Here is a 22,703-nt window from a genome sequence, read left to right on the forward strand (position 1 = left end):
ACCCCCATGAAGACGTGCGCTGATCCGGCCGGGGAGATGACACAGGCTCTGAGCGGCCCGAGAACTCCGGCCGGGAGGGACGGCTCCCGGCCGGTGTCCGTGGACCCGAGCGGCGCCCACGGCGGCCGGGTCCGGGGCGCGCACTCTGATGCGCGTCCCGGAACGGTCTGCTCACGTGCTCTTACGCGAGGAGCCGGTCTCTCACCTGGACCGCGACGGTGTACGTGTCCCCGGCCGGCCGGGTCGCGAGCCTGCCCGGATCACGGATCCAGTGGTCCTCCACGGCGAACCAGTCGATCTCCTCCGGCTGCCGTCCCTCCCGCATCGCGGCCCGCAGCTCCGTGAAGTACGCCGACCAGCGCAGCCGGTACAGCCCGCCCACCAGCCCCGCCCACTCGCGGTTGGCGTAGTCCCGCAGCCCGGCGTCCGCGCCCTCGCGGGTGCCCCACACGGTGAGCAGGGAGAGGCTGTCGTACGCGAGCCGCTCCCGCTCGGCCTCGGTCGCGCCCCACGCCCGGGCATCGGCGACCCAACGGCCCAGCAGATGGCGGGAGTCGGTGGCCAGGAGCCGGTCCAGGAGGTCCATCAGGGACAGCCAGGTCCCGGTCAGCTCGTCGAAGCGGGCGGCATCCCCGTCGTCGTACGCCTCCTTGATCCGGGGGAGCAGGACGCGGCTCCGGTTGGAGAGCGTCTGGCGGGCCACGTCGAGGAGGTCGCGGCGGTAGGCGGAGGAGGTGCGCAACTCCCGCCGGACCCGGAGCAGTTCGCCGAGCGCCGGCTCGAAGGCGGCGGCGTCGTACCGGAGTTGCGGCGGAGACCAGCGACCCGCTCGTACGGCGTCCAGGGCGGGGCGTGCCCCGAACAGACCGTCCGCGCCCTCGCTCCACCGGTCGGCGCGGGTGGTGCCGTACGCGGTGCGGCGCAGGATGTCCCAGGCGGCCTCGGCATGCGGGTCGCGGGCACCGTACCGGGCGTGCGCCCACTCGGTGAACCACTGCTTCAGGTCCAACTCGCCTTCCCGCCAGGCAAGTTCGGAGAACAGTGCGAAGGCGGCCGGATTGTTGTCCGCGGCCTCCGGCATGAGGGCGATGCCGCGCAGGGTGCTGCCCGGCTTGGTGCGCCACTTCTCGTACAGCTCGGCCCAGTCGGGGGTGTTGGCGCCGAGCGCGGTGTGGCCGCCGAAGTTCCAGATGGAGCCGAAGGCGTACGGGGTGTCACCCCAGTCGGCCTCGCGGTCGGTCACCGTCGGGAAACGGTCGGACAGGCCGTCGACGACGAGCATGTGCCGCTGGTCGACGGCGTCGACGATCGCCCGCGGCGGATTGCGCTGCCAGCCGAGGATCACCCAGACGGCACCGGGGTGCGCCTCCCGCAACGCTCTCTCGACGCCCTTCGCCGCGTCACCGACCGGTACGTCACCGGGGTCGCCGCCCTCGTGCAGGAGGTCCATCTTGTAGCGGGTCGACGCGCCGCCGAACATCTCGTCCTGCACGCGGTAGAAAGCGGCGGCGACCTGCGCGAAGTGGTCCGTGCGCGGGTCCAGCCAGTCGGGGCGCGGGAAGCCCATCCATGTGCCCTGCGGGATCGTACGGGCGCCCGGACGGCGCTCGGCGAAACCGGGCGGGACCGTCCCGAAGTAGCCGGGCAGGACAGGGGTCATGCCCAGCTCGCGCACGCGGTCGGTGATACGGCGGCCGAGGGCGGCGCGCGCGTCGAGGAGCTGACGGGAGACGGGGTGGGGGAAGGCCGACAGGTTCTGCAGCAGCCACCACGGCTGGTGCGCGGGCCCCGGAATCCACGCCCTGAGCTCCTCGTCGCCGTACCCGAACTCCTGGAAGACGCGGTGGTAGAGCGCGTCGGCGCCGGTGTAGACGAGGATCTCGTTGTAGCCGTGCAGCGCCAGGACGTCGAGCTCGCGCTCCCAGTACGTCCAGTCCAGGTACGCGCCCGTGTAGCCGTCGTTGGTGTCGTTGAGGGCGAAGCGGTGCGGGACGTTGGCGCGGCGGGTGACGGTGCCGCCGAGGCCCGGGAGGTCGCGGGGGAGGGCGGTCTGCTCGCCGGCCCAGTTGATGTCGGCGTGCGCGATGTGCCTCAAGTACCAGTTGAGGCCGGTGAGTTGGGTGGCCGGCGTGCCGCCGGTGACGGTGACGCGGCCGGGGCGGCCCGAGACCCGGAACGTGTCGCGCCCGCCGTCCGTGCGGAACGTGATCTGCCGCCAGTGGCGCGGGAGCAGCCGCCGGGCCGCCGCCGTCGCTGCGGACTTCCCGCCGGGCGCGGCGTCCGCCGGGGTCGCCCCCGCCGATGTGCAGGCGACGGCGGCTCCGGCCGAACCGGCGGCGAGGGCGGTCAGGAGGACGCGGCGGGCGAGCGGCATGGTGTCTCCGTCTGCGGGTGGGGGAACGCCGTGGGGAGAAATACCCGCCGAAACGTCACCTCCGCACGGACTCGGAGCCACGAGGGGGAGAACCCGCCATGAACGTGAGGGTGCGTACTGCCTGGTCGCTGCTCTCGGCGGGGTATCGGTGCCCCGGCAGGCGGGTGACCGTCGCGAAGACCGCGAGAGCCACCAGACTTCCTACGGTGTAGGTGGCGAACTCGCTCCGGAGGGAGTCCTCGGAGCCGGTCAGCCCGTCAGGAGTGAGCCGGATCGTGGCCCACCCGGCCGCGAGACCGAGCACGGCGGCCGGCCAGCGGTGTCGGACGCCTTCGATCACGCCGTCGAGCACGCCGATCTGCGCGGCGACCAGCATCATCAGCGGACCCGCTTCCCAGCCGAGCGCCGGACCCCCGGCCCCCACGATCAGGAAGGCCGGCCAGAACGGCAGCAAGGGTCCCGTCGGCGCGGGGCTTCGCGGTGTGTCTCGCGGAAGCCGGAAGAACCTGCGCAGGCCTTCGGCGAAACCGTGTTCCTTTTCGCCGGACATCACACCGGCCCTCGCCCCGTCGGCCCGTGAGCCGCCGTATGGATGACGCACCAGCCACGATCGAGGTTGCACGGCGGCCCCGGGCCCGACGTGTGCCGGGTGCCCGGGGCGTGCCGGGTGCCCGGGGCGTGCGGTGCGGACCCGCGCGCGGTGGGCGCGGGATCACCGGGATCACACGGAGGCGCTCGGCGCCGCGTGTGCGGGGTCCTTCTCCGGAGCCTGTTCCGGGGCTTTCTCCGAGGCCTGCTCCGGCGCGGGGGCTGCGGCGGAGGCTCCGCGGCGCCCCGGCCGGAGCACCGTCGCCGCCAGCCCCAGGCCCGCCGCCGCGATCCCCGTGGCGACGGTGAACGCGAGCCGGTAGCCGTCGGCGGTGGCGGGGACGAGGGCGGAGCCCGAGTCGAGCAGGCCGTCCGTGCGGCTCGCCGCCAGGGTGGTCAGGACGGCGAGGCCCAGCGAACCGCCGACCACCTGGGTGGTGTTGAACAGGCCGGACGCCAGCCCCGCGTCCTCTTCCCGTGCCCCCGACATGGCCAGCCCCGTCACGGCGGGCATCGCGGCGGCGAAACCGGCGGCGAGGAGAAGCATCGGGGGCAGGACGTCCCCGACGTACGAACCCTCGACCGGCAGGCGGCTCAGCAGCGCCATGCCGACCGTGATGAGCACGAGCCCGGCGAGCAGCACCCGGTACGGGCCGAAGCGGGCGATGGTCCGGGCGGACAGGCCCAGCATCAGCACACCGATGGCGATCGGGGCGGGCAGGAACGCCGTGCCCGTGAGCAACTCGCCGTACCCCAGGACACGTTGGAGGTAGAGCGCCCCGATGTACTGGAAGCCGAACATGCCCGCGACCATCAGGATCTGGACGCCGTTCGCGCCGGTCAGCGTCCGGGAGTGGAAGAGGCGGAGGCGCAGCAGGGGGCGCGCGGTGCGGGCCTGGCGCAGGGTGAACGCCACGAAGAGCGCGAGCGCCACGACGGCCAGGGCGAGCGTTCCGCCGATCCCGCGCTCGCCGGCGCCGACGATGGCGTACACGGTGAGCATCAGCGCGCCGGTCACCAGGGCGGCGCCCGGGTAGTCGGCACCCTTGCCGAGCCCGGCGCCCTGGTCCGGGGTGAGGATCTTCAGCGCGGCCAGCCAGGCCACCAGTCCGATCGGCAGGTTGATCAGGAAGATCCAGTGCCAGTTCAGGGCTTCGGTCAGCGCCCCGCCGAGGAATGTGCCGAGGGCCCCGCCCGCCGCGCCCACCGCGCTGAACACCGCGATGGCGCGGGCCTGTTCACGCGGCTCGGGGAAGAGGGCGACCAGCATGCCGAGCACCACGGCCGAGGTCATCGCCCCGCCCACCCCCTGCAGGGCCCGGGCCGCGATCAGCGTCCCCTGGCCGGTGGCGACACCGCAGAGCACCGATGCCACGGTGAACACCGCCAGCCCGGCGGTGAACATCCGCTTCCGCCCCACCAGGTCACCGAGGCGCCCGGCCAGCAGGAGCAGCCCGCCGAAGGGGATCAGGTACGCGTTCACCACCCACGCCAGGCCCGGCGCCGAGAAGCCGAGGTCGTTCTGGATCGCGGGCATGGCCACGGTGACGATGTTGCCGTCCAGGATCGTCATCAACGTACCGGCGCACAGGACGACGAGGGCCGCCCAGCGGGAGTACGTTCGGCGGGACGACAACGCGGATGACAACGAACGGGACTTGACCCGGACCGGCACGGACATGGCTCCACGGCCTCCACAATCTCCATAGGTGCACGACTTGTAACGGGGTACATCGTGGGTGACCATGGAGGTCGGCATAAGGAGGCACTTCAATGTCCCAGGGAAACACCGGTGTTACCTCGCAGGTCGTGAACGCGCAGGCGTGCCCGGTCCGTGAAGTTCTTGACAGGGTCGCGGGCAAGTGGAGCGTGCTGATCATCGTGGCCGCCGCCCACGGCCCCATCCGCTTCACCGAGTTGGAGCGCAGCATCGAGGGCATCAGTCGCCGCATGCTCACGCTGACCCTGCGCAACCTGGAGCGCGACGGACTCGTCACACGCACCGTGCACCCGACGGTGCCGCCGAAGGTCGAGTACGAACTCACGCCTGTGGCCCAGGAGTTGCACGAGACCCTGCTGAAGCTCACGGGCTGGGCGGAACGGCACCGTGTGACGATCGCCGAGTCGCGCGCCGCGTACGACGCCGTACACCGGCCCGAGCTGGTGGACGCCTGACGGCTCCCGGGCGGCGTAACGGCTCCTGGACGGGGCCGAGATATGGGGCCGCCCGCGTACCCGCCGAGCGCCGCCGCGGTTGTCAGAGGCCGAACAGCGCCGGATCCGAGGCGAGTGCGCGGAAGTACTCGCGGGGGTCCGCGACCAGCTTGCGCGCCTTGAGGTCCATGAGCCCGCCGACCACCGTGATCTCGGCGGCCACCGTGCCGTCGGACTTGCGTATCGACTGCTCCATCCGGAACGTCTTGCCCTCGCCCCACGCGAAGGAGCACGTCACCTCGGTCTCGTCGCCCGCGCGCAGCTCCCGCCGGTACCGGATGGTCTGCTCCAGCACCACCGGGCCCACGCCCTTGGCCAGCAGCACGTCCGGACTGACGCCGGTGTGCTGCAGCAGCGACCAGCGGGCGTGCTCCGCGTACTGCAGATAGACGCTCTGGTTGAGGTGCCCCAGGACGTCGGTCTCGTATCCGCGGACGGTCACTTTGACGGAGTACGGCTCGGTCACGAAGTTCCCTTCTTCGGCCTTCGGCGGTCAGGGCCGTGCGATCCGCTGGACGAGATCGTGGCCCGTGTCAACCCCTCGTACGGTAAGCCCTTTCGGGCCGGTGCTCGACCGCCCCTCCTTCGGATCCTCACACCCGCCGCGGCGAGGCCAGCAGATACCGGTCCCCCGTCCGCGGTTCCCCGTGCTCGCTGACCTGCCAGCCCGCCTTCTCCAGCGTGGCCGCGCAGGCCCGCAGGGCCTCGGTGTCCGGTTCGTGCACGGCGACGGCCTCCGGCTGCGGGGTCGCCCGCACCCGGTAGCCACCGCCCTCGGCGCCCGCGGGCCGGTGCCCGGCCGCCTCCAGGGCGAGGGCGGCGGCCTGCACCAGATGCGTGCGCTCCCAGCCGCACGGGCGGTCCGTGGCGCCGTTCGGGTTGGTCATCCGGCGGAGCTCCAGGAGCCCCTGCCAGGCGCTGTGCACCTCACGTATGCGCGCGGGCCCGGCCTCGGTGACCTCCTCGCCGCCGACCCGTGCGGTGAACACTCCGGTGGCGGCAGGGGCGGGCCTGGGTGGCGGGGCGGCCTCGGGCTCCGGGGAAGCCTCCCGTATGCGATGCCCGGCCGGGGTCAGGAAGTGGTCGTGCGGCGGGCGCGGATGCCGGAAGGCGAGCCCGCGCTTCACCAGCGCCGCGAGCTGAGCCTCCGTGCCCCGCAGGCGGCCGGTAACGGGGTCGGCGGCATCGATGACCCGTCGCTGCGCGGCGGTCGGCGGTCGTGTCACGGCACTCTCCCTTCCCCTGGAGCGGTCGCCCGGCGGGCATGCGCCGACGAGCACCGGCCGGGCGGGGACCGGCGTCGATCAGCCCACTCGAAGACTACGAGGAGGGTCTGACAACCGGCTCTGACGTCGGGCTCAGCGATCGGGACCTGCGCCGAGGCCTGAGCGGGTCCGGGAAGGTCCAGGCACGCTCCCGAGCCGCCCGGCACGCGTCCTGCCCCCGAACGGGCTTCGCACCGCTCGGGCGGGACCCCATCGAGGATCTTCGTCCGGTACGCCGAGAGCACGCACCGGCGGCACCCCGAGCCGCTACCGCGGCGGGTGCGGGAGCGCACCGGCACTTCCCCGGACCCGCTTGGCTCGCACGCTCATGCCCTCAGGATCGTGCCCTCAGGCCTTGCCGTCGGACCCTGTCCGCGGACTCCTGCCGTCAGGGCCGGACGTTCCAGCTCGCGATCACCGGACGCCCGTGCTCCGTACTGAGCCGGCCGACCGTCCCCGTCCCCAGCTGGAAGAGCGCCCCGCCCGACGGCGGCAGCCCGAGCCACCGTGCGGTCAGCACCCGCAGGAAGTGCCCGTGGGCCACCAGTACGACACAGCCCTCGGCGTCGGCCGGCGCCGCGTGCACCTTTGCCAGCATCCGGTCGGCCCGCGCCCCGACCTCCTCCGGGCTCTCCCCGGGGTGCTCGGGCGGCCCGGGCGTGACCCCGTCCGTGAACAGGAACCAGTCGGGCCGGCTCCGGTGGATCTCGGCGGTCGTGATCCCCTCGTAGCCGCCGTAGTCCCATTCGCGCAGGTCGGGGTCGATCCGCAACTCGTCGAGGCCGATGAGCTCGGCGGTCTCCCGCGCCCGCTTCATCGGGCTCACGAACGCGGCCCCGATCCGGTGCGAGACGATGAGCGGCGCGACCTGACGCGCCTGCCCGCGGCCCTTGTCGGTGAGCGGGAGGTCCGTCCAGCTGGTGTGCTGCCCGGACGACGACCACTCGGTCTCTCCGTGCCGTACGAGGAGGAGGTCACCCATGGCCGCACTCTTCCTTTCGCCCTCGGGTCGGTGATCGAGGATCGACGATCGACCCATGATCGCCAACAGGAGGACGGGCGTCGGCATTCCCCGCACCGGCCGCCCCCTGCCCCTGCCGGCGGTGTCCGCCCGCGCTCCTACTGGCGGTATCCGCTCAGGAACCGCCCGATCCGGCTGATCGCCGCGTCCAGGTCGTCCGTGTGCGGGAGGGTGAGGATGCGGAAGTGGTCGGGGGTGGGCCAGTTGAACCCGGTCCCCTGCACCACCTGGATCTTCTCCCTCAGCAACAGGTCGAGGACGAACTTCTCGTCGTCGTGGATCTTGTGGACCCTGGGGTCGAGGCGCGGGAAGGCGTACAGCGCGCCCTTGGGCTTCACGCACGACACCCCGGGGATCTCATTGAGCTTCTCCCAGGCGCGGTCGCGCTGTTCGCGGAGGCGGCCGCCGGGGGCCGTGAGCTCGCGGATGGACTGGCGGCCGCCCAGCGCGGCCTGGATGGCGTACTGGGCCGGGGCGTTGGCGCACAGCCGCATGGAGGCCAGCATGGTCAGGCCCTCCAGGTAGTCCTTGGCGTGCTGGCGCGGGCCCGTGACGACGAGCCAGCCGGAGCGGAAGCCCGCGACCCTGTACGTCTTGGACAGGCCGCAGAAGGTGAGGACCACCAGGTCGGGGGCGAGGGCGGCGACCGAGTGGTGGACGGCGTCGTCGTACAGGATCTGGTCGTAGATCTCGTCGGCGAAGACCATCAGGCCGTGGCGGCGGGCGAGGTCGAGGATGCCCTCGATGATCTCCTTCGTATACACCGCCCCGGTGGGGTTGTTGGGGTTGATGATCACGACGGCCTTCGTCCGGTCGGTGATCTTCGCCGCCATGTCGTCCAGGTCCGGGTACCAGTCGGCCTGTTCGTCGCACAGGTAGTGGACCGCCTTGCCGCCCGCGAGCGTCGTCACCGCCGTCCAGAGCGGGAAGTCCGGCGCCGGGATGAGGATCTCGTCGCCATCCTCCACCAGCGTCTGTACGGCCATCGACACGAGTTCGGAGACACCGTTGCCGAGGAACACGTCGTCGACGTCGACCTCCAGGCCGAGGGTCTGGTAGCGCTGGGCGACCGCGCGGCGGGCGGAGAGGATGCCGCGCGAGTCCGTATAGCCGTGCGCCTGCGGGAGCATCCGGATCATGTCCTGGAGGATCTCCTCGGGCGCCTCGAAGCCGAAGAGGGCGGGGTTGCCGGTGTTGAGGCGCAGCACACTGTGGCCCGCCTCCTCCAGCGCGTTGGCGTGCTCTATCACCGGGCCGCGGATCTCGTAACAGACCTCGCTGAGCTTGCTCGACTGCCGGAACTCCATGCGTTGCGCCGCCCCTCCGGTTCGTGGTGTTGCTTGGTTTTACCAAGTTCCTGCTTGGAAAGTCCAATGACATGTCTAGACTGCGTCGCATGTCACCTCGCCGAAGTTACGACCAGTACTGTTCCGCCGCACGGGCGCTCGACGTCGTCGGTGACCGCTGGACTCTGCTGATCGTCCGCGAACTCCTCGCCGGCCCGCGCCGCTACACCGACCTGCACGCGGACCTGCCGGGCGTCAGCACCGACGTGCTCGCCTCGCGGCTCAAGGACATGGAGAGGGACGGGCTGACCACGCGACGCCGGCTGCCGCCGCCCGGCGCGGCCTACGTGTACGAACTCACCGGTCGCGGACGGGAACTGCTCCCCGTGCTGCAGGCCCTGGGGGAGTGGGGCGCGCCCGCGCTGGGCGAGCGCAGGGCCACCGATGCCGTACGGGCGCACTGGTTCGCCCTGCCGTTGCTGCGGGGGCTCGACGGGGTCGGGCTCGTCGAAGTGCGGCTGGACGAAGGGGAGTTCCACCTGTGGCTCGGCGCCGAGGAGGGGCCGGTGTACGGGGACGGTCCCGCGCCTGAAGAGCCGGACGCCCGGCTGTCGTTCGGGGTGGAGACCTGTGTGGCCGTGAGCCGGGGGGAGCTGACCCTGCTCGACGCGGTGCGCGAGGGGCGGGTCGAGGTGCTCGGGGAGGGCACGCTCGCCAAGGAGCTGCGGGAGGCGTGAACGGCCCCTCACCATACGGCGAGGGGCCCGCTGAACCGGCTCGGTCCAAGCGGGCCCCTGATGCGCCGTCAGACTCCGGGCGGCGGGGTCATCCGGGAGGGCCGCCCCGATCCCCGCGTCAGCGCGTACCCGCCGATCCCCGCGAGGGCCGCCAGCACGCCCCCGATGCCGGTCCACACCCAGCGGTCGGACCACCAGCCGGAGGTCCAGCCGTCGTCGGGTTCGAGCGAGGACAGTACGGCGGTGGAGGTCTCCGTTTCGTCGGAGTCCTCGGAGGCCATCGCGATACCCGGCACCAGTGGCTCGGCCAGCGAGCCGTCCACCGCCGCCGAACCGCCGATGTCCTTCGACTGGACCCGCACCGCGGCCCCGACCGACAGACCCAGGTCGGCCGCCCGGACGCCGGTGGCCGTCAGCCGGACGTAGTACGTACCCGGCAGCGGGTCATTGGCCCACTGCTCCGACCAGGCGCGCACCGTGCGCAGCGTGCAGGACAGGTCCACGGAGTCCGCGCCCTGGGCGGCGGTCCTCGTCTGCGCCCCGTACTGGCAGGCCTGGCGGCGCCGCAGTCCGTCGTACACGTCGATCCGCCAGGTGGACGAGGACTGGGCCGCCTCGGGCAGTCTGACCGTCGCCTTCATGGTGGGCCGCTGACCGGCGTCCGCCGGGAACGACCAGTACAGGTAGTCGCCTGTGGAGGCGGTGGCCGTGGCCGTCTGCTCCTGTTCGATCTCCGTCGCCGTACGGAAGGACGTACCCGCCTCGGTGGGGGCGTCGTCGTCCGACGGGCTCGCCGAGGGCGAGGTGTCGGCCACGGCGGGCGCGGCCGCGGTGCCGAACAGCAGGAGCCCCGCCGTCAGCGCCGGGGCCAGGGCGGCCTTCGTGCGCGACACGCTTCTGATCCGCATCAGTTGGTTCCGCATCAGGTGGTCCTCCAGACCGCTACCCGCCACCGGGACACCCAGCCCCACAGCACGCCGGCCACGAAGCCGACGAGCACCAGGAGGCCCACCAGCCACCAGCCGCGGCCGAGGCCGAACGAGGCCACGTCACTCGCCTGGTCTACGCCGTCGACGACGTCGACGGTCACTTCGAGAGGCAGGCCGGGGGTCGTCTTCACGCCACTGGCCGGGGAGAAGGAGTTGGTGACCTGGAGGCACACGGTCTCGGCTGTGTTCTCGTCCTCCTCGTCGTCGGCCTCGGCCTTCGGATACCGCAGACCCGTCGAGATCACGTCGGTCCGGCCGGTGCCCGCCGCCTCGCCGCGGACGATCTCACGGCCGCGCAGGGTGACCGCGCGCAGCAGCACCCCGTAGTCCGGGCTGACCGCACGGTCCGCCGCGACGCTCACGGAGGCGCGCAGCTCCTGGCCGGGGAGGACGTCCACGCGGTACCAGCGCTGCTGGCCGAACTCCTCGCGGTCGGTGTAGAGACCGGACTCCAGCGTCGGGGCCTGCGCGCATGCGTCGGCGCCCTCCACCGCCCGCGGGACCACCACCGGGTCGGCGGCCCGGTCGACCAACTGGTTGACGCGGTCGGTGAGTTCGTCCCGGTGCTCGATCGAGGTGTACGTGCCGCCGGTCGCCTCGGCGATGCAGCTCAGCTGCTGCCGCAGCTTGGTGCTCGGCACCAGTCCGAGGGTGTCGATGGTGAGGCCGACGCCCTTGGCCGCGATCTCGCGGGCCACCTCGCAGGGGTCCAGCGGGGCGCAGGTGTCCTCGCCGTCGGTGATCAGCACGATGCGGCGGGAGCCCTCGCCGCCCTCCAGGTCGTCGGCCGCCTTCAGCAGCGCGGGACCGATCGGGGTCCAGCCGGTGGGCGTGAGCGTCGCGACCGCCGTCTTGGCCTCCGTCCGGTCCAACGGGCCGACCGGGTAGAGCTGTTCGGTGTCCTTGCAGCCCGTCTGCCGGTCGTCCCCGGGGTAGTTGGCGCCGAGCGTACGGATGCCGAGCTGGACCTCCTCCGGCGTCGCGTCCAGCACCTCGTTGAACGCCTGTTTCGCCGCGGCCATCCGGGACTGGCCGTCGATGTCCCGGGCTCGCATCGAGCCGCTGACGTCGAGCACGAGGTCGACCTTGGGGGCGAGAGCCGATGTCTCGTCGGCGACGGCTGCGGTCGGGACGACGATCCCGGCCGTCAGGGCGGCGAGCAGGACGCAGACTCCTGCCGCCAGCCGTTTTCTTGTGATCATCGGCGGATCCTATTGACCCGGAGGGGCACACTCCAAAACGGCAGGTCCCCCCGGCTCCCGCTCACGCCCCCGGGCGCCGTCCGCCGAACAGTCCCGCCAGACGCGCCCGGTAGAGCACCGCGACCGTGAAGCCGTCGGTGAGGGCCCCGGAGCGGATCACGTCCTCCGCCATGTCCCGGACGGGTCCAGGTTCGCCGGGTTGTTGTCACCAACCGAGTCCCGATGCTGAGACCGGCTGTCCCCGGGCCGTTCGGCGTTGAGCAGAGCCGGAAACGCCTCTTGGAGCGCTTCGCGCCAGGGGCGGATCGGTTCGATCCGCCCCTGGCGCCAGCGATCGTGCCCGAGGACGCTGTACGCGGGGCGGGGGGCGGGCCGCGCGAAGGCGGCGCTGGTCGTCGGCCGAATCCGCTCTGGGGCGGCTCCGAGCAGCCGGAAGACTTCCCGGGTGAGGCCGAACCAGGTCGTCTCGCCGCCGCTGGTGCCGTGGTGGATCCCGGCGGGGGCGGTCACGGTGGAGGGGCGGGTTCTCGGGGCGGGGGCCCTCGACGTCATCGTCGATATCCGGATGGGTTCCCCGACCTACCGACAGCTGGAGACCGTCCGCCTGGACGACGAGGCCCACCATGCCGTCTACCTTTCCGAGGGCCTCGGACACGCCTTCTTCGCCCTCACAGACGACACCACCGTGGTCTACCTGTGCTCTTCGGGCTACGCCCCGGACCGCGAACACGGCATCAGCCCGCTCGACCCTGAACTGGGCATCGCCTGGCCCACAGGCATCGAGCCACTGCTGTCCTCCAAGGACGCGACGGCCCCTTCTCTGGCCGAGGCGGAGCGCCAGGGGCTGCTGCCGTCGTACAAGGAGTGCGTTGCCTTCCGCAATGGGTGTGGCCCCTTGAAGGGACTTGCCGGCCGGTGAAGTTGACGACCGAGTGAACGCGGGCGGTGTACGACAGCCGATCGGGGTGATGTTCGTTCGTGCCGCACCGCACGCCCGGGATCGGCGGAGTGCGGAGCTGCCGACTGTGCCAGACCGCCGTTACACCGGGTGCCCGTCCCGCAGCGGATTGCCCACCGTCGTCCAGATGTCCCCCGACCGCTGAGGCGTCAGCCGCATCGTCGTCAACGCCTTGATGGGCAGGGGCTCTTCGAGCAGGGCGGTCAGGTCCGGTGTGCGCGGCAGGTCGGGGGCGGCGGTGGACAGGGCCTGGCGCAGGGGTGCCGATGAGCCGGAGGTCGCGCCCAGGGTGCCGGTGACGAGGGAGCCGAAGAGCTTGCGGCGCAGGGCGGTCGGGTCGTCCGTGATCAGGCGGCCCGTCAGGGCGGGGACGGCGAGGCCGTGGCGGGTGAGGCGCCGGGGGCTGATGCGGATGTCGGCGAGGTCGCGGTAGACCAGCCTGAGCGGGGTGCCCGTGGGGGAGAGGACGACGAGGAGGTTCTGGCCGTGCGCCTCCAAGGCCACGCCCAGGTCGAGCAGGCGTAGGCAGACCGTTGCCGTGAGGGTGGTGAAGTCGCGCATCCAGGATGATGACCGGGCGAGGTCTGTCGTGGCCAGGGCCGCCACCGGCACCACGCTCTCGCCCGCCCCCGCGTACGCCTCCGGCGCCTCGCGCAGCACCGCCGCCAGGTCGGGCCCGTCCGCCGTTGCCGCGCCCAGCGTGCGCGTGATGTGCAGCAGCCCGTCGAGCCGGGGCACGAGGCTCTCCAGGAAGGCCGACACCGTGGCGGCGGTGGTGATGGAGTACGTCGAGATGTCCCGCACGGAGGACGTGAGGCGGGCGGTCAGGGCGGTCTTGATGTGCGGGCCGCCGTCGGCGGGGGCCAGGGTACGCAGGGCCATCAAGGGGTGCGCCGGGATGCCCGGACCGGGCTCGGGGTCCGTGGACTTCAGTACGTGGGCCACCTGCCACGGGTGGACCGGGAGCAGCAGCCGGTCCCCGTCCCGCAGATGTTCGGGCCACCCGCCCGTCATCCGCGCCTCCTCCGCCCGCACCGGCACCAGGCCGAGCTCCACCACCGGTCCGTGCTCCGGCCCGTACGCTAGCTGCTCGGCCACCGAGAAGCCGGGCCGGGAACGGCAGTTGGGGTGATACGGGTGACCGTCCACCACCGTCTGCTCCCACTCCCACAGGGCCCGGGGCCGCCCCCGCTCGCCCACCGGCCGCGCGGCCCGCGCCAGTGCCAGGGACGCGGTGCTGTGGTCGAGTTCGGCGGCGAAACCGGCACCGTGCGGTACGTCCAGCGCCGCCATCAGCCGGGCCGCTTGGTCGTACGGCACCCCGTCGAGCTCCACCTCGGTGACGTACGCGCCGGTGGCGTACGGGTCGGGGTGCGGCCCGTGCAGCGCGCGGCCGTCCGCCAGGTGGAGCGTCAGCCCGTCCCGGCCGGGCTCGCGCCGCGCCACCCACGGCAGGGGCTCGACGGCGAGGCCCCGCCACAGCCGCGTCAGCACCGCCGCACGGGCCCCCGGCAGCGCAGCGGCGTACGGCGCCGACAGTCCGGGACGTACGGTCTCCAGCTCGGCGGCGGCGGACAGCTCCGCTCCGGCGGCCGGGACGGGGGAGGGCCGCTGGGCGGTGGGGCTCCCGGGCTCGTGTGGCACGAAAGGGCTCCTAGGCTGGGGCTTCGACGGCGTCGCGCAGCGGTGCGCGACCACTCGGCGGACATGTGGACATACTGATCGTTCCCCGCCCCCGTACCGCCGGTGCCCCGCAGCGCGCAACGAATGGATTCCGTGGACGCAACCTCCGCAACCTCCGCAACCTCCGCAGCCGCCCAGTACAACGGCATCGACATCGGCAGCACCGCCGACGAACTCGCCGGTGCCCCGCTCCTGAACTGCCTCCTCAGGGAGATCGCCGAACCCGCGGGCCCCGGTGCCTTCCGGCTGCGCGCCAGCGGACGACTGCTGCGCACGAGCGGCGGCCGCCGTCCCGTACGGCCCGAACTGCGCACCGCGGACGGCCGCTGGCGCCGCCTGGACCACACCGGCCTGGTCGAACTGGCCGCGGACGAGCTGCTGCGGTTCACTTCGGTGCCCAACGACGAACTCCCCGGCGAGATCCTCGACAGCCGCGACGTCCTCGCCGCGCTGCTCACCGCCCGCGCCGCCGCCACCCCGCCCGACGACCCCTACCTGCGTTCCGAGCAGTCCCTCGTCACCGGCCATCCGTACCATCCGGCGCCCAAGGCCCGCGGCGGCGGCCCGGTCGCCGCCTGGCTGCCGTACGCGCCCGAGGCGTACGCCCGCTTCCCGCTGGAGTTGCTCGCGGTGCGCGAGGACACGGTCGTCGAGGAGGGCGACACCGGCGTGTTGGACGCCCTCGGCGAGGCGCCGCCCGGTTACCGGCTGCTGCCCGCCCACCCCTGGCAACTCGACCTCGTCGGCGCCCGGCCCGAGGTACGCGACGCCTTCGCCGACGGCCGCCTGCTCCGCCTGGGGCGCGGTGCGCGGCTCGCCTGGCCGACGGCCGCCATCCGCACGCTGTACGTCCCCGCGGACGACCTGGAGGACGACCTGTTTGTGAAGTTCAGCCTCGACGTGCGCATCACCAACGACATCCGGCGGCTCTGGCGGCACGACCTGCGAGGGCTGCGCCGCACGGACTCGGCCGTCACCGCGGCCGCCGCCACCCTGCCGCAGAGCGCCTGGCTCAGCGACCGCGGCTACCGCACCGCCTCCTTCGCCTTCGAGGAACTGGCCGTACTCGTCCGCGACGGCCTCCGGCAGCACCTCGCGCCCGGTACGACCCCGCTGCTGGCCGCCTGGTTCACCGAGTCCCACGAAGGCGGCCTGCCGGGCGACCTCACCGACCCGGTGGCCTGGTGGGAGGCGTACCTGCGGTGTGTGGTCCCACCCGCCCTGGAGCTCTTCGCACGGCGCGGGGTCGTCCTGGAGGCCCACCTGCAGAACACGGTCGTCGCCGTCGACCCGGCCGCCACCCCCGTCCAGGCACTGTTCCGCGACGCCGAGGGCGTGAAACTGCTGACCGACGTGGAGCGCGCCGCCGGCTGGGAACGGCTCGTGTACTGCCTCGTCGTCAACAACCTCACCGAGATAGCGAGCGCCCTCGCCGAACGGTACCCACAGGCCGATCCCGCGCTGTGGCCCGCCGTACGACGGGAGTTGAGCCGCCACGGAGAGATCCCCGAGGTCTCCGCGCTGCTCGATTCGCCGACCCTGCCCGGCAAGACGAATCTGCTGCTGCGGTGGACGGGGGCGGACGGGGCGGATGCGCGGTACCTGCCCCTGCCCAACCCGCTGGCGGTCACGGGGACTTTACCGGGCGCCACCTAGAGTGGCGCGCGTTACGGACACCGCGACGCACTCGGGCGGGGGCACGTCACAACAGCGCGGGTGGACAGGTGCACATCGGCAGCCTCGTCCAGGCAGAATCCATCGAGAACCTGCACATCCACGGGGAACAGCGCACGGCCATCCCCGTCCCGCGAACTCCCCCCGGCAATAGCGCACTTCGTCGACCGCGAGGACGAACAGGCCCGCGTCTTCCGGGCCGCACGGCGGACCGCCCCCTCGTCGTCGCCCTCAGCGGGCTGAGCGGGATGGGCAAGACCACCCTCGGCTTCCGGCTCGCCCGCCGACTGGAGGCCGAGCACCCGACACGGCGGTTCTGTACGTCGACCTCGATGCCCTCAGACGAGACGGAGTGGTCGAAGTCGCGGACACCGTTTGCGCAGTTCAGTCCGGGTATGCGGGGGGCGGCGGGCGGCGTGTCCGCGATGGTACCCAGGCGGGGACCGGTCGAAAATGCCGATCAGTCGTACGACCGGCTGAATTACAGTGGCCGGTGTGCTGCGCCAAGTGACCGCCGACCGATATGTGACACCGCTGCGGGCGGGCGGCTCCGTCCCCGGAGTCGTCGAGGCCGACGACCTGGGGACGTACGTCGTGAAGTTGTCCACAGGGTGGCGCTGACCTGCGGTGATGCAGCAATCCCTGTCGCTGACCTGCACAGATGCTCCTTTCGGAGTGTTTCAGGTTCGTGCTGCTTTATGTAGCCGATCCTCCCCACGCGCTCCCCAGCGGCGCGGATACTCCCCAGATTCTCCCCAGGAAAAGCCGAGGTCATCAGCGGCGACGAGACGAAACCCTCCCTGTCGTAGGCACGCTGAGTGACTGCCGAGGGGCTGGGGCACTCTGTAGTGGCCGACTCTGCCATACTCGGTTGCCCCGGGCCGAGGGCCACTCGTTCGGCTCTATGCAGCGCATGGGAGCGCGGTGCGGGCTGGACCCCGTGCACAGGTGGTCTGCCCTTAACGAACGGCAGCGCGCTCTTCTCGAACGCGTCGCGGCCGGTGAAGAACCTGGAGCCAGGTCGCCTGGGGACTGGCGCTCGGGCACGACCCCGGAACCTGGAAGCGCCCTGGCTCCCCGATAGGGCAGCCGCCAGAAGAATCGTTTCTTCTCATGAGTTGTGCTTCTGACAGCCAAGGCGGAGGGTACCGTTACCTCTACCTGCATTCTTTGTCTCAAGCGCCACCTAAAGATCCTCTTCCGTCGTTACGCCTGCACACCCCAACTGACATTCGTCCAGCATGCCAGCCCCCCTGGCTTGTCCGGTCCTGCCAACTCAATTAGGGAGCGTGACGTGTGACAGAGGCCATTGTGACTGCTGCACTCGCCAGGATTTCCGAAGGATCCGGCGCTGCGCTCATCGACCTCATCCGCCGCTACCTTTCCAAAGATCAGGAGCCTTCACAGGAACTGGAAGTCCTGACCCGGGCGGAACGCGGAGCCCTCTCCGCGGATGACAGGCGTGAACTTCAGGCCCTGCTGTTCACGTACGCGAGTCAGGACCCGACGTTCCAGGACCATCTGCACAGGCTTTCGATGTCCGCTGGCGCCAACAATTCCGTAACATCCAGCAATGTGCAGAAACTCATTCAGGCTCAGAATATCGGTAACGTCTCGATGTGACGCATAACGCAACAGGGATACGAACTGCCAGGGGCGACTCTGGACCGTGCCGGTGGACAAGGACTGGAGGAAAGGCTCAGTGAACCCTGAGCACGAAGGCGTTCCGCATAACATTGCGGAACGCCTGTCGGCGAATCAGCTGCTGCAGGTTGGGTCGTCAGGACCGATATATGTCCAGCGGTCACCTTCGGTGAACCGCGCGGACGTGCCCCACATGCTGCCCGGTGGCGTAGGCCGGGTCATCGGCCGGTCGCACCTTCTGAAAGCCATGGACGACGCCATGGGATCTGCAGGATCCCGGTGCTGTGTGCTGTGGGGTCTGGCTGGATCAGGGAAGACCACCCTGGCACTCGCCTGGTCGGGGTCGCGGCTGGAAAATTACCCCGACGGGCAGTTCTTCGTCGACATGCAGGCATATTCGAATGCCCCGAGGGTGGAACCCCGTGACGCACTGCGCACCTTCCTGGCCGCGCTTGGCGTAAACCGTACCGATTTGACTGACGACACAGGGTGGGGCAATGCATTTCTCGCAGCGACAGCAGGAAAAAAATGCCTGGTGATCATTGACAACGTGTCGACCTACGATGATGTCAGAGAACTCGTTCCCGGTGTGGGCTCAAGTCTGATTGTCACAAGTCGACGCGCCATCCCCGAAATGATCATTCGACACCAGGCTCAGGTCCTCAAATTGCCGCTGCTCAGCATCGAAGAAGGCATCGAACTACTTGCGGAACGCGTGGGCTTCATCCGCGTCGGCAGGGACAACCACAGCGCGACCCGCATCGTCGAACTGCTGGAAGGACACCCGCTTGCGCTTGCCATCGTCGCCGCCAAACTCGCCGTCCACACCACATGGGACCTCCAGGACGCACTCGCAGGAATCCAGTCCGGAGACACACCACTACGGTTCCTCGACGACGCTGATCTCGGCATAGAGGTCGGAAGAGTCGTCTCCTGGTCCGTCGAAGACCTCGACCCTGAAACCAAGTACGTCCTGTACGCAGCATCAATGTTGCCCAATACCGAGCTCTCCAGCGCCGTGCTGCGCCTCGTCCTCGACCAGGACGAATCCAGATGCGACCGGACCCTGCGCGCACTGAGTCTCGCCTCCCTGATCGACGAGATCAGCCGAGGGCTCTACCGCATGCACGACATCATCCGGGCGTACCTGTCAGAAACGCGCGCCCAAGTACTGAACGCTGAACAACAGATCGACATCGCCCGCCGGATTCGCACCACCTACCTTGCGCTCAGCTTCGCAGCCGACCAAGCGATCGACCCCAACCGGTCCCCGATCGCGCTGGGAGACACCGCAGAACGGATCGCCAGCGAGGTCCGATTCACCGTTCCTGAGGCACTCACCTGGTTCAGCACCATCACGCCGTCCATGGTCCGCCTGATGGACGAAGCGTCAGACACCCACGACTACGAGTTCGTCACCCGCTTTGCCTGGTGCGTCAATACCTACCTTTACTGGCGACAAGACGTTCCCAAAACCCTCGACGTCCAAGAACGCGCCCTCCAAGCAGCCATGGCTGGCGACCACCCGATGGAGGCTCACTGCCGGCGCGGCCTGGGAAGGGCGCTCGCCGACGCCGGACGACTCGACTCTGCAAAGGACCAACTCTTGGCGGCCCTCAGCATTGAAAGTGCCCGCGGAGACAGCAGCCAGACAGCCTCCACCCAACATGCCATGGCGGAACTCTCACTCCGCTCCGGCGCCTATCACCAGGCCCTGCGCTGGGGGCTGCGTGCCGCCAGGGAATCCCGGCGCAACAACAACGCCGTGCGCGAAGCACGAGGCTTGTACGACGCCGCACGCGCCCTCATCGAGCTGGGACGCTACACCTGGGCCGAAGACCTGGGCCTGCGCAGCCTGGCGATGTGCGAGGAAAGGGCGAACGCGTACGGGCGCGCGCTCGCCCTGCGAGTCCTGGGGACAGCTGGGGTCAAGTCCGGAGACCTCGAGAAAGGCTGCACCTGGTTAGAGCGTGCATGGCGAGCCGAAGAAGCACTCGGCAACTCCCGTTCCGTTCGTGCGATTCTGCAGCAGCTCGAAGATGCGTACACCCAAGTCGGGAACGACAGCGCGGTGGCCGAGGTCCATCGCGTCCTCACAGATCTCGATCGCTTCGTCAGCGCAGACGAGCCCAGGTGAAACGGCAACCACATGGCTCTGCGTCACACACCCCTCGTCCCCTCCGATCGACTGGCCAGCCCGTCCTCCTACCGTCAGCTCTCGCGCCGGACAGAGGACACCCGCTTCCGCGCCACGCTGGACAATCTCCTCGGGACACAAGCCCTTAGCTCCTTAAGCCGAGCGCTCGCCCGCGAGGGAGCCGTCAGCACGACCGGACTACTCCCGGCAGATCAGTTCGATGACTTCCGGAAGACCTACGACGCAGAGATGCGCGCAGGCGGCAGCCGCGGCACGCTACACAGTTACCTGAACATCGCCTCGTCGACACCGTTGCTGAGAAACCCTGGCTTGTGGGACACCGTCGCACACCCGCTTTTCGCCGTCCTCATCGCCTATGCACTGGGCGGCCCGATAAAGATCATCGACATGCGGGCCAAGGACACCTACCCCGTCGATGTCGTCGCCCGGGACAACACCCTGCACCTGGACAACAGCCCCTTCATCGACGAGTACAAAGTAGTTGTCACCTGGAGCCTGGGCAGCACGAAGGGACCCTCAGGCCAGGGACTGACCTACCTGCCCCGCACGAACCGGCTCTTCAGACAGTGCTTCGTGGAAGCGGACGGGAGCGTCTGGAGCGACGAAGATGCCTGCATCTTTCCGTTCGAGAGCCGAGTTGATGAAGTACTTATGGCCCAGGCGGACTTCCTCGAAACGCCTGACCCCCTCGTGGTCCACTTGACCGATCTCGAGGCACCATGCCATACGATCTTCGCAGCAAGCAGACTGGTCCACCATCGATACCGCACGTCGACTGGAGCGGCCCGAAGCGCTGTCATGGCGGCCTTCCACCGCACTGATGACAGCGAGGAACAACTGGGCTCCAAAGAGCCCGGCCACACGCCTCTCAAGCAGTTCCTCGTCGCCGGCGGATCACGAGAGCAATTCCTTTCCGCCGTGCACCACGAAAAACCCACCATCGAAGCAGCCTTGGACCAACTTTCTGCAAAACCAGACCTTCTGGTAGACCCCCGGCGGCACACGCTCACCGGAAAATCCTTCACCCAGTGGTACTCACGTCAATGCGCAGGCGTCACACTCAATAATCTACGCACACGGCAAATGTCCCAGAACGCCGCTATTCGCGCGTCTCCCGTCGGCTGGCTCGTGCAAAGACTCCAGTACGACCTGCAAGGCCCTCTCAATATGCCCTTCTTCGCCGACATGAGGGAGACGCGGCGCAAGCGCGCGCGGATCTGGCTTCGGGAAATGTCCCCTGAAGACATCCACGAGGTCATCGAAGCAGAGTGCATGGCATCCCCCCACGCCATCAACCAGACCGAACAGGAAGCCACCAACGGATCCACCGCCGCCCTCCGCAACCTCCTGCTGGACCTCGGCCGGCTGCTGGCCCAATCACCACCGGCAGCCGAAGCCAGTGCCGTGCCAGGACCGGCAGACGCGTGGGCTGTTCGTTCCTTGTCACCGTTCATCCGGGACCTCACGGTCACAGCGAGTTGGCTAGAGGAAGGAGACAAGGACTCGCTGACCACAGCGATGGCGTTCGCTCTCCTTGCCTCCGCTCTGAGCTCAAGGCGGTTCAGCCTGGGAGACGAAGGCCACCACATCACCGAACGGCTACTTCAAGGCTACGCGGCCCTGGTGAACGACACCGCGGACACGCATCCATGACACCGGATCGCCACAGCCTCGACGTCTACCTGCAGTCGGTCAACGAACAGATCCAAACGACGAAAATGTCATCGGAGCTGTGGTTTCGAAGCCCTCCGCGGCATCAGATCCGCGCAAACGACCAGTTCGTACGGTCACTCATGCGCGAAGGGCTCGCGACGGCGGCATCGCCCCCCATCTCCGCGGCTGAACAGGCAGAGCTCCGGCCTAGCGCAGTGCGCAGTGCGTACTGGGCTCAAGCCACACGAACGCAAGACGTCGCTGTCCGCTTCGGGGCGGCCAGCCACACCTCCCTCCACGAGTACTTCACAGCCGACGCCGGACGAAGCGGCGAAGCTGTTCGCACACGGGCACGACGGGCCGTGGCCCCCTCCACACCAGCGGACTACCTACTACGCAGCATCGACCGGCTCACCGCAGCGACCGGTGTCGGCGGTCTCTGAACCTGGACCCCTTTGGGGTCGGTGACTTTTGACCCCGTGTGTGCAGTTGTTCACCCGGTTGCCGCGCTCGGTGTGCGGCCGATGTCGCGGTCTTTGAGCCGGTAGGAGTCTCCCTTCAAGGAGAGCACATCGGCGTGATGGACGAGACGGTCGATCATGGCGGCGGCGACGGTGTCGTCACCGAAGACCTCGCCCCAGCGTCCGAACGGCTTGTTGCTGGTCACGATCACGGACGCGCGTTCGTAGCGGCCCGAGATCAGCTGGAAGAACAGGTTCGCCGCTTCCGATTCGAACGGGATGTAGCCGACCTCATCGATCACCAGCACCGGGACCCGTGCGAGACGGAGCAGTTCGTCCTGGAGCTTGCCGGTGCTGTGGGCGGCGGCCAGGCGGTCGACCCACTGCGAGGCGGTGGCGAACGCGACGCGGTGTCCGGCCTGGCAGGCACGGATGCCCAGAGCGATGGCCAGGTGGGTCTTGCCGGTGCCGGGCGGGCCGAGGAAGACCACGTTCTCCTTGCCGGTGATGAAGTCCAGGGCGCCCAGGTGGGCCACCGCCTCCCGTTTCAGCCCGCGCAGGTGATGGAAGTCGAACTCCTCCAGGGTCTTGCGGGCGGGGAAACGGGCCGCGCGGATGCGGCCCTCGCCGCCGTGCGCCTCGCGGGCGGCGACCTCGCGCTGCAGGCAGGCGGCCAGGTACTCCTGATGTGTCCAGGATTCGGCGGTGGCGCGTTCAGCGAGCCGGTCGGCGGCGTCCAGCAGAGCCGGTGCCTTCAACGCACGGCTGAGGAAGGCCAGTTCGGCGGTGACGTCCC

The 22,703-nt window shown here is 70.0% G+C and carries 18 protein-coding genes and 2 pseudogenes; 8 read left to right on the forward strand and 12 right to left on the reverse strand.

The features are described from left to right. Positions 1-181: 181 nt before the first annotated feature. The 3 genes from ACWD3C_RS03475 to ACWD3C_RS03485 form a co-directional block, all read right to left on the reverse strand. Positions 182-2,374, reverse strand: coding sequence for an alpha-N-acetylglucosaminidase (locus ACWD3C_RS03475; RefSeq protein WP_451139576.1), 2,193 nt, complete (start codon positions 2,372-2,374; stop codon positions 182-184). A 55-nt stretch (positions 2,375-2,429) separates the two neighbouring features. Next, positions 2,430-2,924 carry a hypothetical protein gene (locus tag ACWD3C_RS03480; RefSeq protein ID WP_451139578.1) on the reverse strand — a complete coding sequence of 165 codons (495 nt, stop codon included), beginning with the start codon at positions 2,922-2,924 and terminating at the stop codon, positions 2,430-2,432. Between the two features lie 171 nt (positions 2,925-3,095). After that, positions 3,096-4,535: an MFS transporter gene (locus tag ACWD3C_RS03485; protein WP_451139627.1), complete on the reverse strand. Its 1,440-nt coding sequence runs from the start codon at positions 4,533-4,535 to the stop codon at positions 3,096-3,098. Between the two features lie 200 nt (positions 4,536-4,735). On the opposite strand from ACWD3C_RS03485, the gene ACWD3C_RS03490 reads away from it, so the two are divergent. After that, the gene (locus tag ACWD3C_RS03490; RefSeq protein WP_451139580.1) at positions 4,736-5,137 is read left to right on the forward strand and encodes a winged helix-turn-helix transcriptional regulator; all 402 of its coding nucleotides are present in this window, start codon (positions 4,736-4,738) and stop codon (positions 5,135-5,137) included. 82 nt (positions 5,138-5,219) lie between these two features. On the opposite strand, the gene ACWD3C_RS03495 is transcribed toward ACWD3C_RS03490, so the two are convergent. From ACWD3C_RS03495 to ACWD3C_RS03510, 4 genes are all read right to left on the reverse strand, one after another. After that, positions 5,220-5,642 (reverse strand): acyl-CoA thioesterase, encoded by a 423-nt coding sequence (locus ACWD3C_RS03495; RefSeq protein WP_451139582.1) that lies wholly within the window; start codon positions 5,640-5,642, stop codon positions 5,220-5,222. A 127-nt stretch (positions 5,643-5,769) separates the two neighbouring features. After that, positions 5,770-6,402 (reverse strand): hypothetical protein, encoded by a 633-nt coding sequence (locus ACWD3C_RS03500; RefSeq protein ID WP_451139584.1) that lies wholly within the window; start codon positions 6,400-6,402, stop codon positions 5,770-5,772. Between the two features lie 427 nt (positions 6,403-6,829). Then, positions 6,830-7,423, reverse strand: a complete 594-nt coding sequence (locus tag ACWD3C_RS03505) for a histidine phosphatase family protein (RefSeq protein WP_451139586.1) — start codon at positions 7,421-7,423, stop codon at positions 6,830-6,832. A 137-nt stretch (positions 7,424-7,560) separates the two neighbouring features. After that, the gene (locus tag ACWD3C_RS03510) at positions 7,561-8,769 is read right to left on the reverse strand and encodes a pyridoxal phosphate-dependent aminotransferase (protein WP_451139588.1); all 1,209 of its coding nucleotides are present in this window, start codon (positions 8,767-8,769) and stop codon (positions 7,561-7,563) included. A gap of 89 nt (positions 8,770-8,858) precedes the next feature. On the opposite strand from ACWD3C_RS03510, the gene ACWD3C_RS03515 reads away from it, so the two are divergent. Next, positions 8,859-9,485, forward strand: coding sequence for a winged helix-turn-helix transcriptional regulator (locus tag ACWD3C_RS03515; protein ID WP_451139590.1), 627 nt, complete (start codon positions 8,859-8,861; stop codon positions 9,483-9,485). 68 nt (positions 9,486-9,553) lie between these two features. Here the strand turns inward: ACWD3C_RS03515 and ACWD3C_RS03520 are convergent, their stop codons facing one another. From ACWD3C_RS03520 to ACWD3C_RS03530, 3 genes and pseudogenes are all read right to left on the reverse strand, one after another. Then, the gene (locus ACWD3C_RS03520) at positions 9,554-10,408 is read right to left on the reverse strand and encodes a hypothetical protein (protein ID WP_451139592.1); all 855 of its coding nucleotides are present in this window, start codon (positions 10,406-10,408) and stop codon (positions 9,554-9,556) included. Beyond that, complete coding sequence (locus tag ACWD3C_RS03525; protein ID WP_451139593.1) at positions 10,408-11,676, reverse strand: VWA domain-containing protein; 1,269 nt, start codon at positions 11,674-11,676, stop codon at positions 10,408-10,410. Before ACWD3C_RS03525 ends, ACWD3C_RS03520 begins: the two co-directional genes overlap by 1 nt. A 156-nt stretch (positions 11,677-11,832) precedes the next feature. After that, positions 11,833-12,183 (reverse strand): annotated as a pseudogene (locus ACWD3C_RS03530) (sugar nucleotide-binding protein); the annotation flags it as partial. On the opposite strand from ACWD3C_RS03530, the gene ACWD3C_RS03535 reads away from it, so the two are divergent. Next, positions 12,167-12,595 carry a dTDP-4-dehydrorhamnose 3,5-epimerase family protein gene (locus ACWD3C_RS03535; protein ID WP_451139629.1) on the forward strand — a complete coding sequence of 143 codons (429 nt, stop codon included), beginning with the start codon at positions 12,167-12,169 and terminating at the stop codon, positions 12,593-12,595. The pseudogene ACWD3C_RS03530 and the gene ACWD3C_RS03535 sit on opposite strands and share 17 nt — an antisense overlap. A gap of 120 nt (positions 12,596-12,715) precedes the next feature. On the opposite strand, the gene ACWD3C_RS03540 is transcribed toward ACWD3C_RS03535, so the two are convergent. Further along, positions 12,716-14,278 (reverse strand): IucA/IucC family protein, encoded by a 1,563-nt coding sequence (locus ACWD3C_RS03540; protein ID WP_451139594.1) that lies wholly within the window; start codon positions 14,276-14,278, stop codon positions 12,716-12,718. Between the two features lie 123 nt (positions 14,279-14,401). On the opposite strand from ACWD3C_RS03540, the gene ACWD3C_RS03545 reads away from it, so the two are divergent. The 5 genes and pseudogenes from ACWD3C_RS03545 (at position 14,402) to ACWD3C_RS03565 (ending at position 21,446) form a co-directional block, all read left to right on the forward strand. After that, a complete protein-coding gene (locus tag ACWD3C_RS03545; protein WP_451139596.1) occupies positions 14,402-15,973 on the forward strand; it encodes an IucA/IucC family protein in 1,572 nt (523 codons plus the stop codon). 513 nt (positions 15,974-16,486) lie between these two features. Beyond that, positions 16,487-16,597, forward strand: a pseudogene (locus ACWD3C_RS03550) (HipA family kinase); the annotation flags it as partial. Positions 16,598-17,287: 690 nt separating this feature from the next. Then, positions 17,288-17,614 (forward strand): hypothetical protein, encoded by a 327-nt coding sequence (locus ACWD3C_RS03555; protein ID WP_451139598.1) that lies wholly within the window; start codon positions 17,288-17,290, stop codon positions 17,612-17,614. A 79-nt stretch (positions 17,615-17,693) separates the two neighbouring features. Then, complete coding sequence (locus ACWD3C_RS03560; protein WP_451139600.1) at positions 17,694-19,772, forward strand: NB-ARC domain-containing protein; 2,079 nt, start codon at positions 17,694-17,696, stop codon at positions 19,770-19,772. Between the two features lie 12 nt (positions 19,773-19,784). Further along, the gene (locus ACWD3C_RS03565) at positions 19,785-21,446 is read left to right on the forward strand and encodes a hypothetical protein (protein WP_451139602.1); all 1,662 of its coding nucleotides are present in this window, start codon (positions 19,785-19,787) and stop codon (positions 21,444-21,446) included. Between the two features lie 493 nt (positions 21,447-21,939). On the opposite strand, the gene istB is transcribed toward ACWD3C_RS03565, so the two are convergent. Beyond that, a partial coding sequence (gene istB, locus ACWD3C_RS03570) for an IS21-like element helper ATPase IstB (protein WP_451139604.1) occupies positions 21,940-22,703 on the reverse strand: 764 nt, incomplete at its 5' end.

It is taken from the genome of Streptomyces sp. NPDC002845 (assembly GCF_053591955.1).

What these genes read in the sequence shown, in the direction of transcription:
- ACWD3C_RS03475 (WP_451139576.1), bottom strand. Translation starts at nt 2,374, where the DNA reads ATGCCGCTCGCCCGCCGCGTCCTCCTGACCGCCCTCGCCGCCGGTTCG.
- ACWD3C_RS03480 (WP_451139578.1), bottom strand. Translation starts at nt 2,924, where the DNA reads ATGTCCGGCGAAAAGGAACACGGTTTCGCCGAAGGCCTGCGCAGGTTC.
- ACWD3C_RS03485 (WP_451139627.1), bottom strand. Translation starts at nt 4,535, where the DNA reads ATGACGATCCTGGACGGCAACATCGTCACCGTGGCCATGCCCGCGATC.
- ACWD3C_RS03490 (WP_451139580.1), top strand. Translation starts at nt 4,736, where the DNA reads ATGTCCCAGGGAAACACCGGTGTTACCTCGCAGGTCGTGAACGCGCAG.
- ACWD3C_RS03505 (WP_451139586.1), bottom strand. Translation starts at nt 7,423, where the DNA reads ATGGGTGACCTCCTCCTCGTACGGCACGGAGAGACCGAGTGGTCGTCG.
- ACWD3C_RS03510 (WP_451139588.1), bottom strand. Translation starts at nt 8,769, where the DNA reads ATGGAGTTCCGGCAGTCGAGCAAGCTCAGCGAGGTCTGTTACGAGATC.
- ACWD3C_RS03515 (WP_451139590.1), top strand. Translation starts at nt 8,859, where the DNA reads ATGTCACCTCGCCGAAGTTACGACCAGTACTGTTCCGCCGCACGGGCG.
- ACWD3C_RS03520 (WP_451139592.1), bottom strand. Translation starts at nt 10,408, where the DNA reads ATGCGGAACCAACTGATGCGGATCAGAAGCGTGTCGCGCACGAAGGCC.
- ACWD3C_RS03525 (WP_451139593.1), bottom strand. Translation starts at nt 11,676, where the DNA reads ATGATCACAAGAAAACGGCTGGCGGCAGGAGTCTGCGTCCTGCTCGCC.
- ACWD3C_RS03545 (WP_451139596.1), top strand. Translation starts at nt 14,402, where the DNA reads ATGGATTCCGTGGACGCAACCTCCGCAACCTCCGCAACCTCCGCAGCC.
- ACWD3C_RS03565 (WP_451139602.1), top strand. Translation starts at nt 19,785, where the DNA reads ATGGCTCTGCGTCACACACCCCTCGTCCCCTCCGATCGACTGGCCAGC.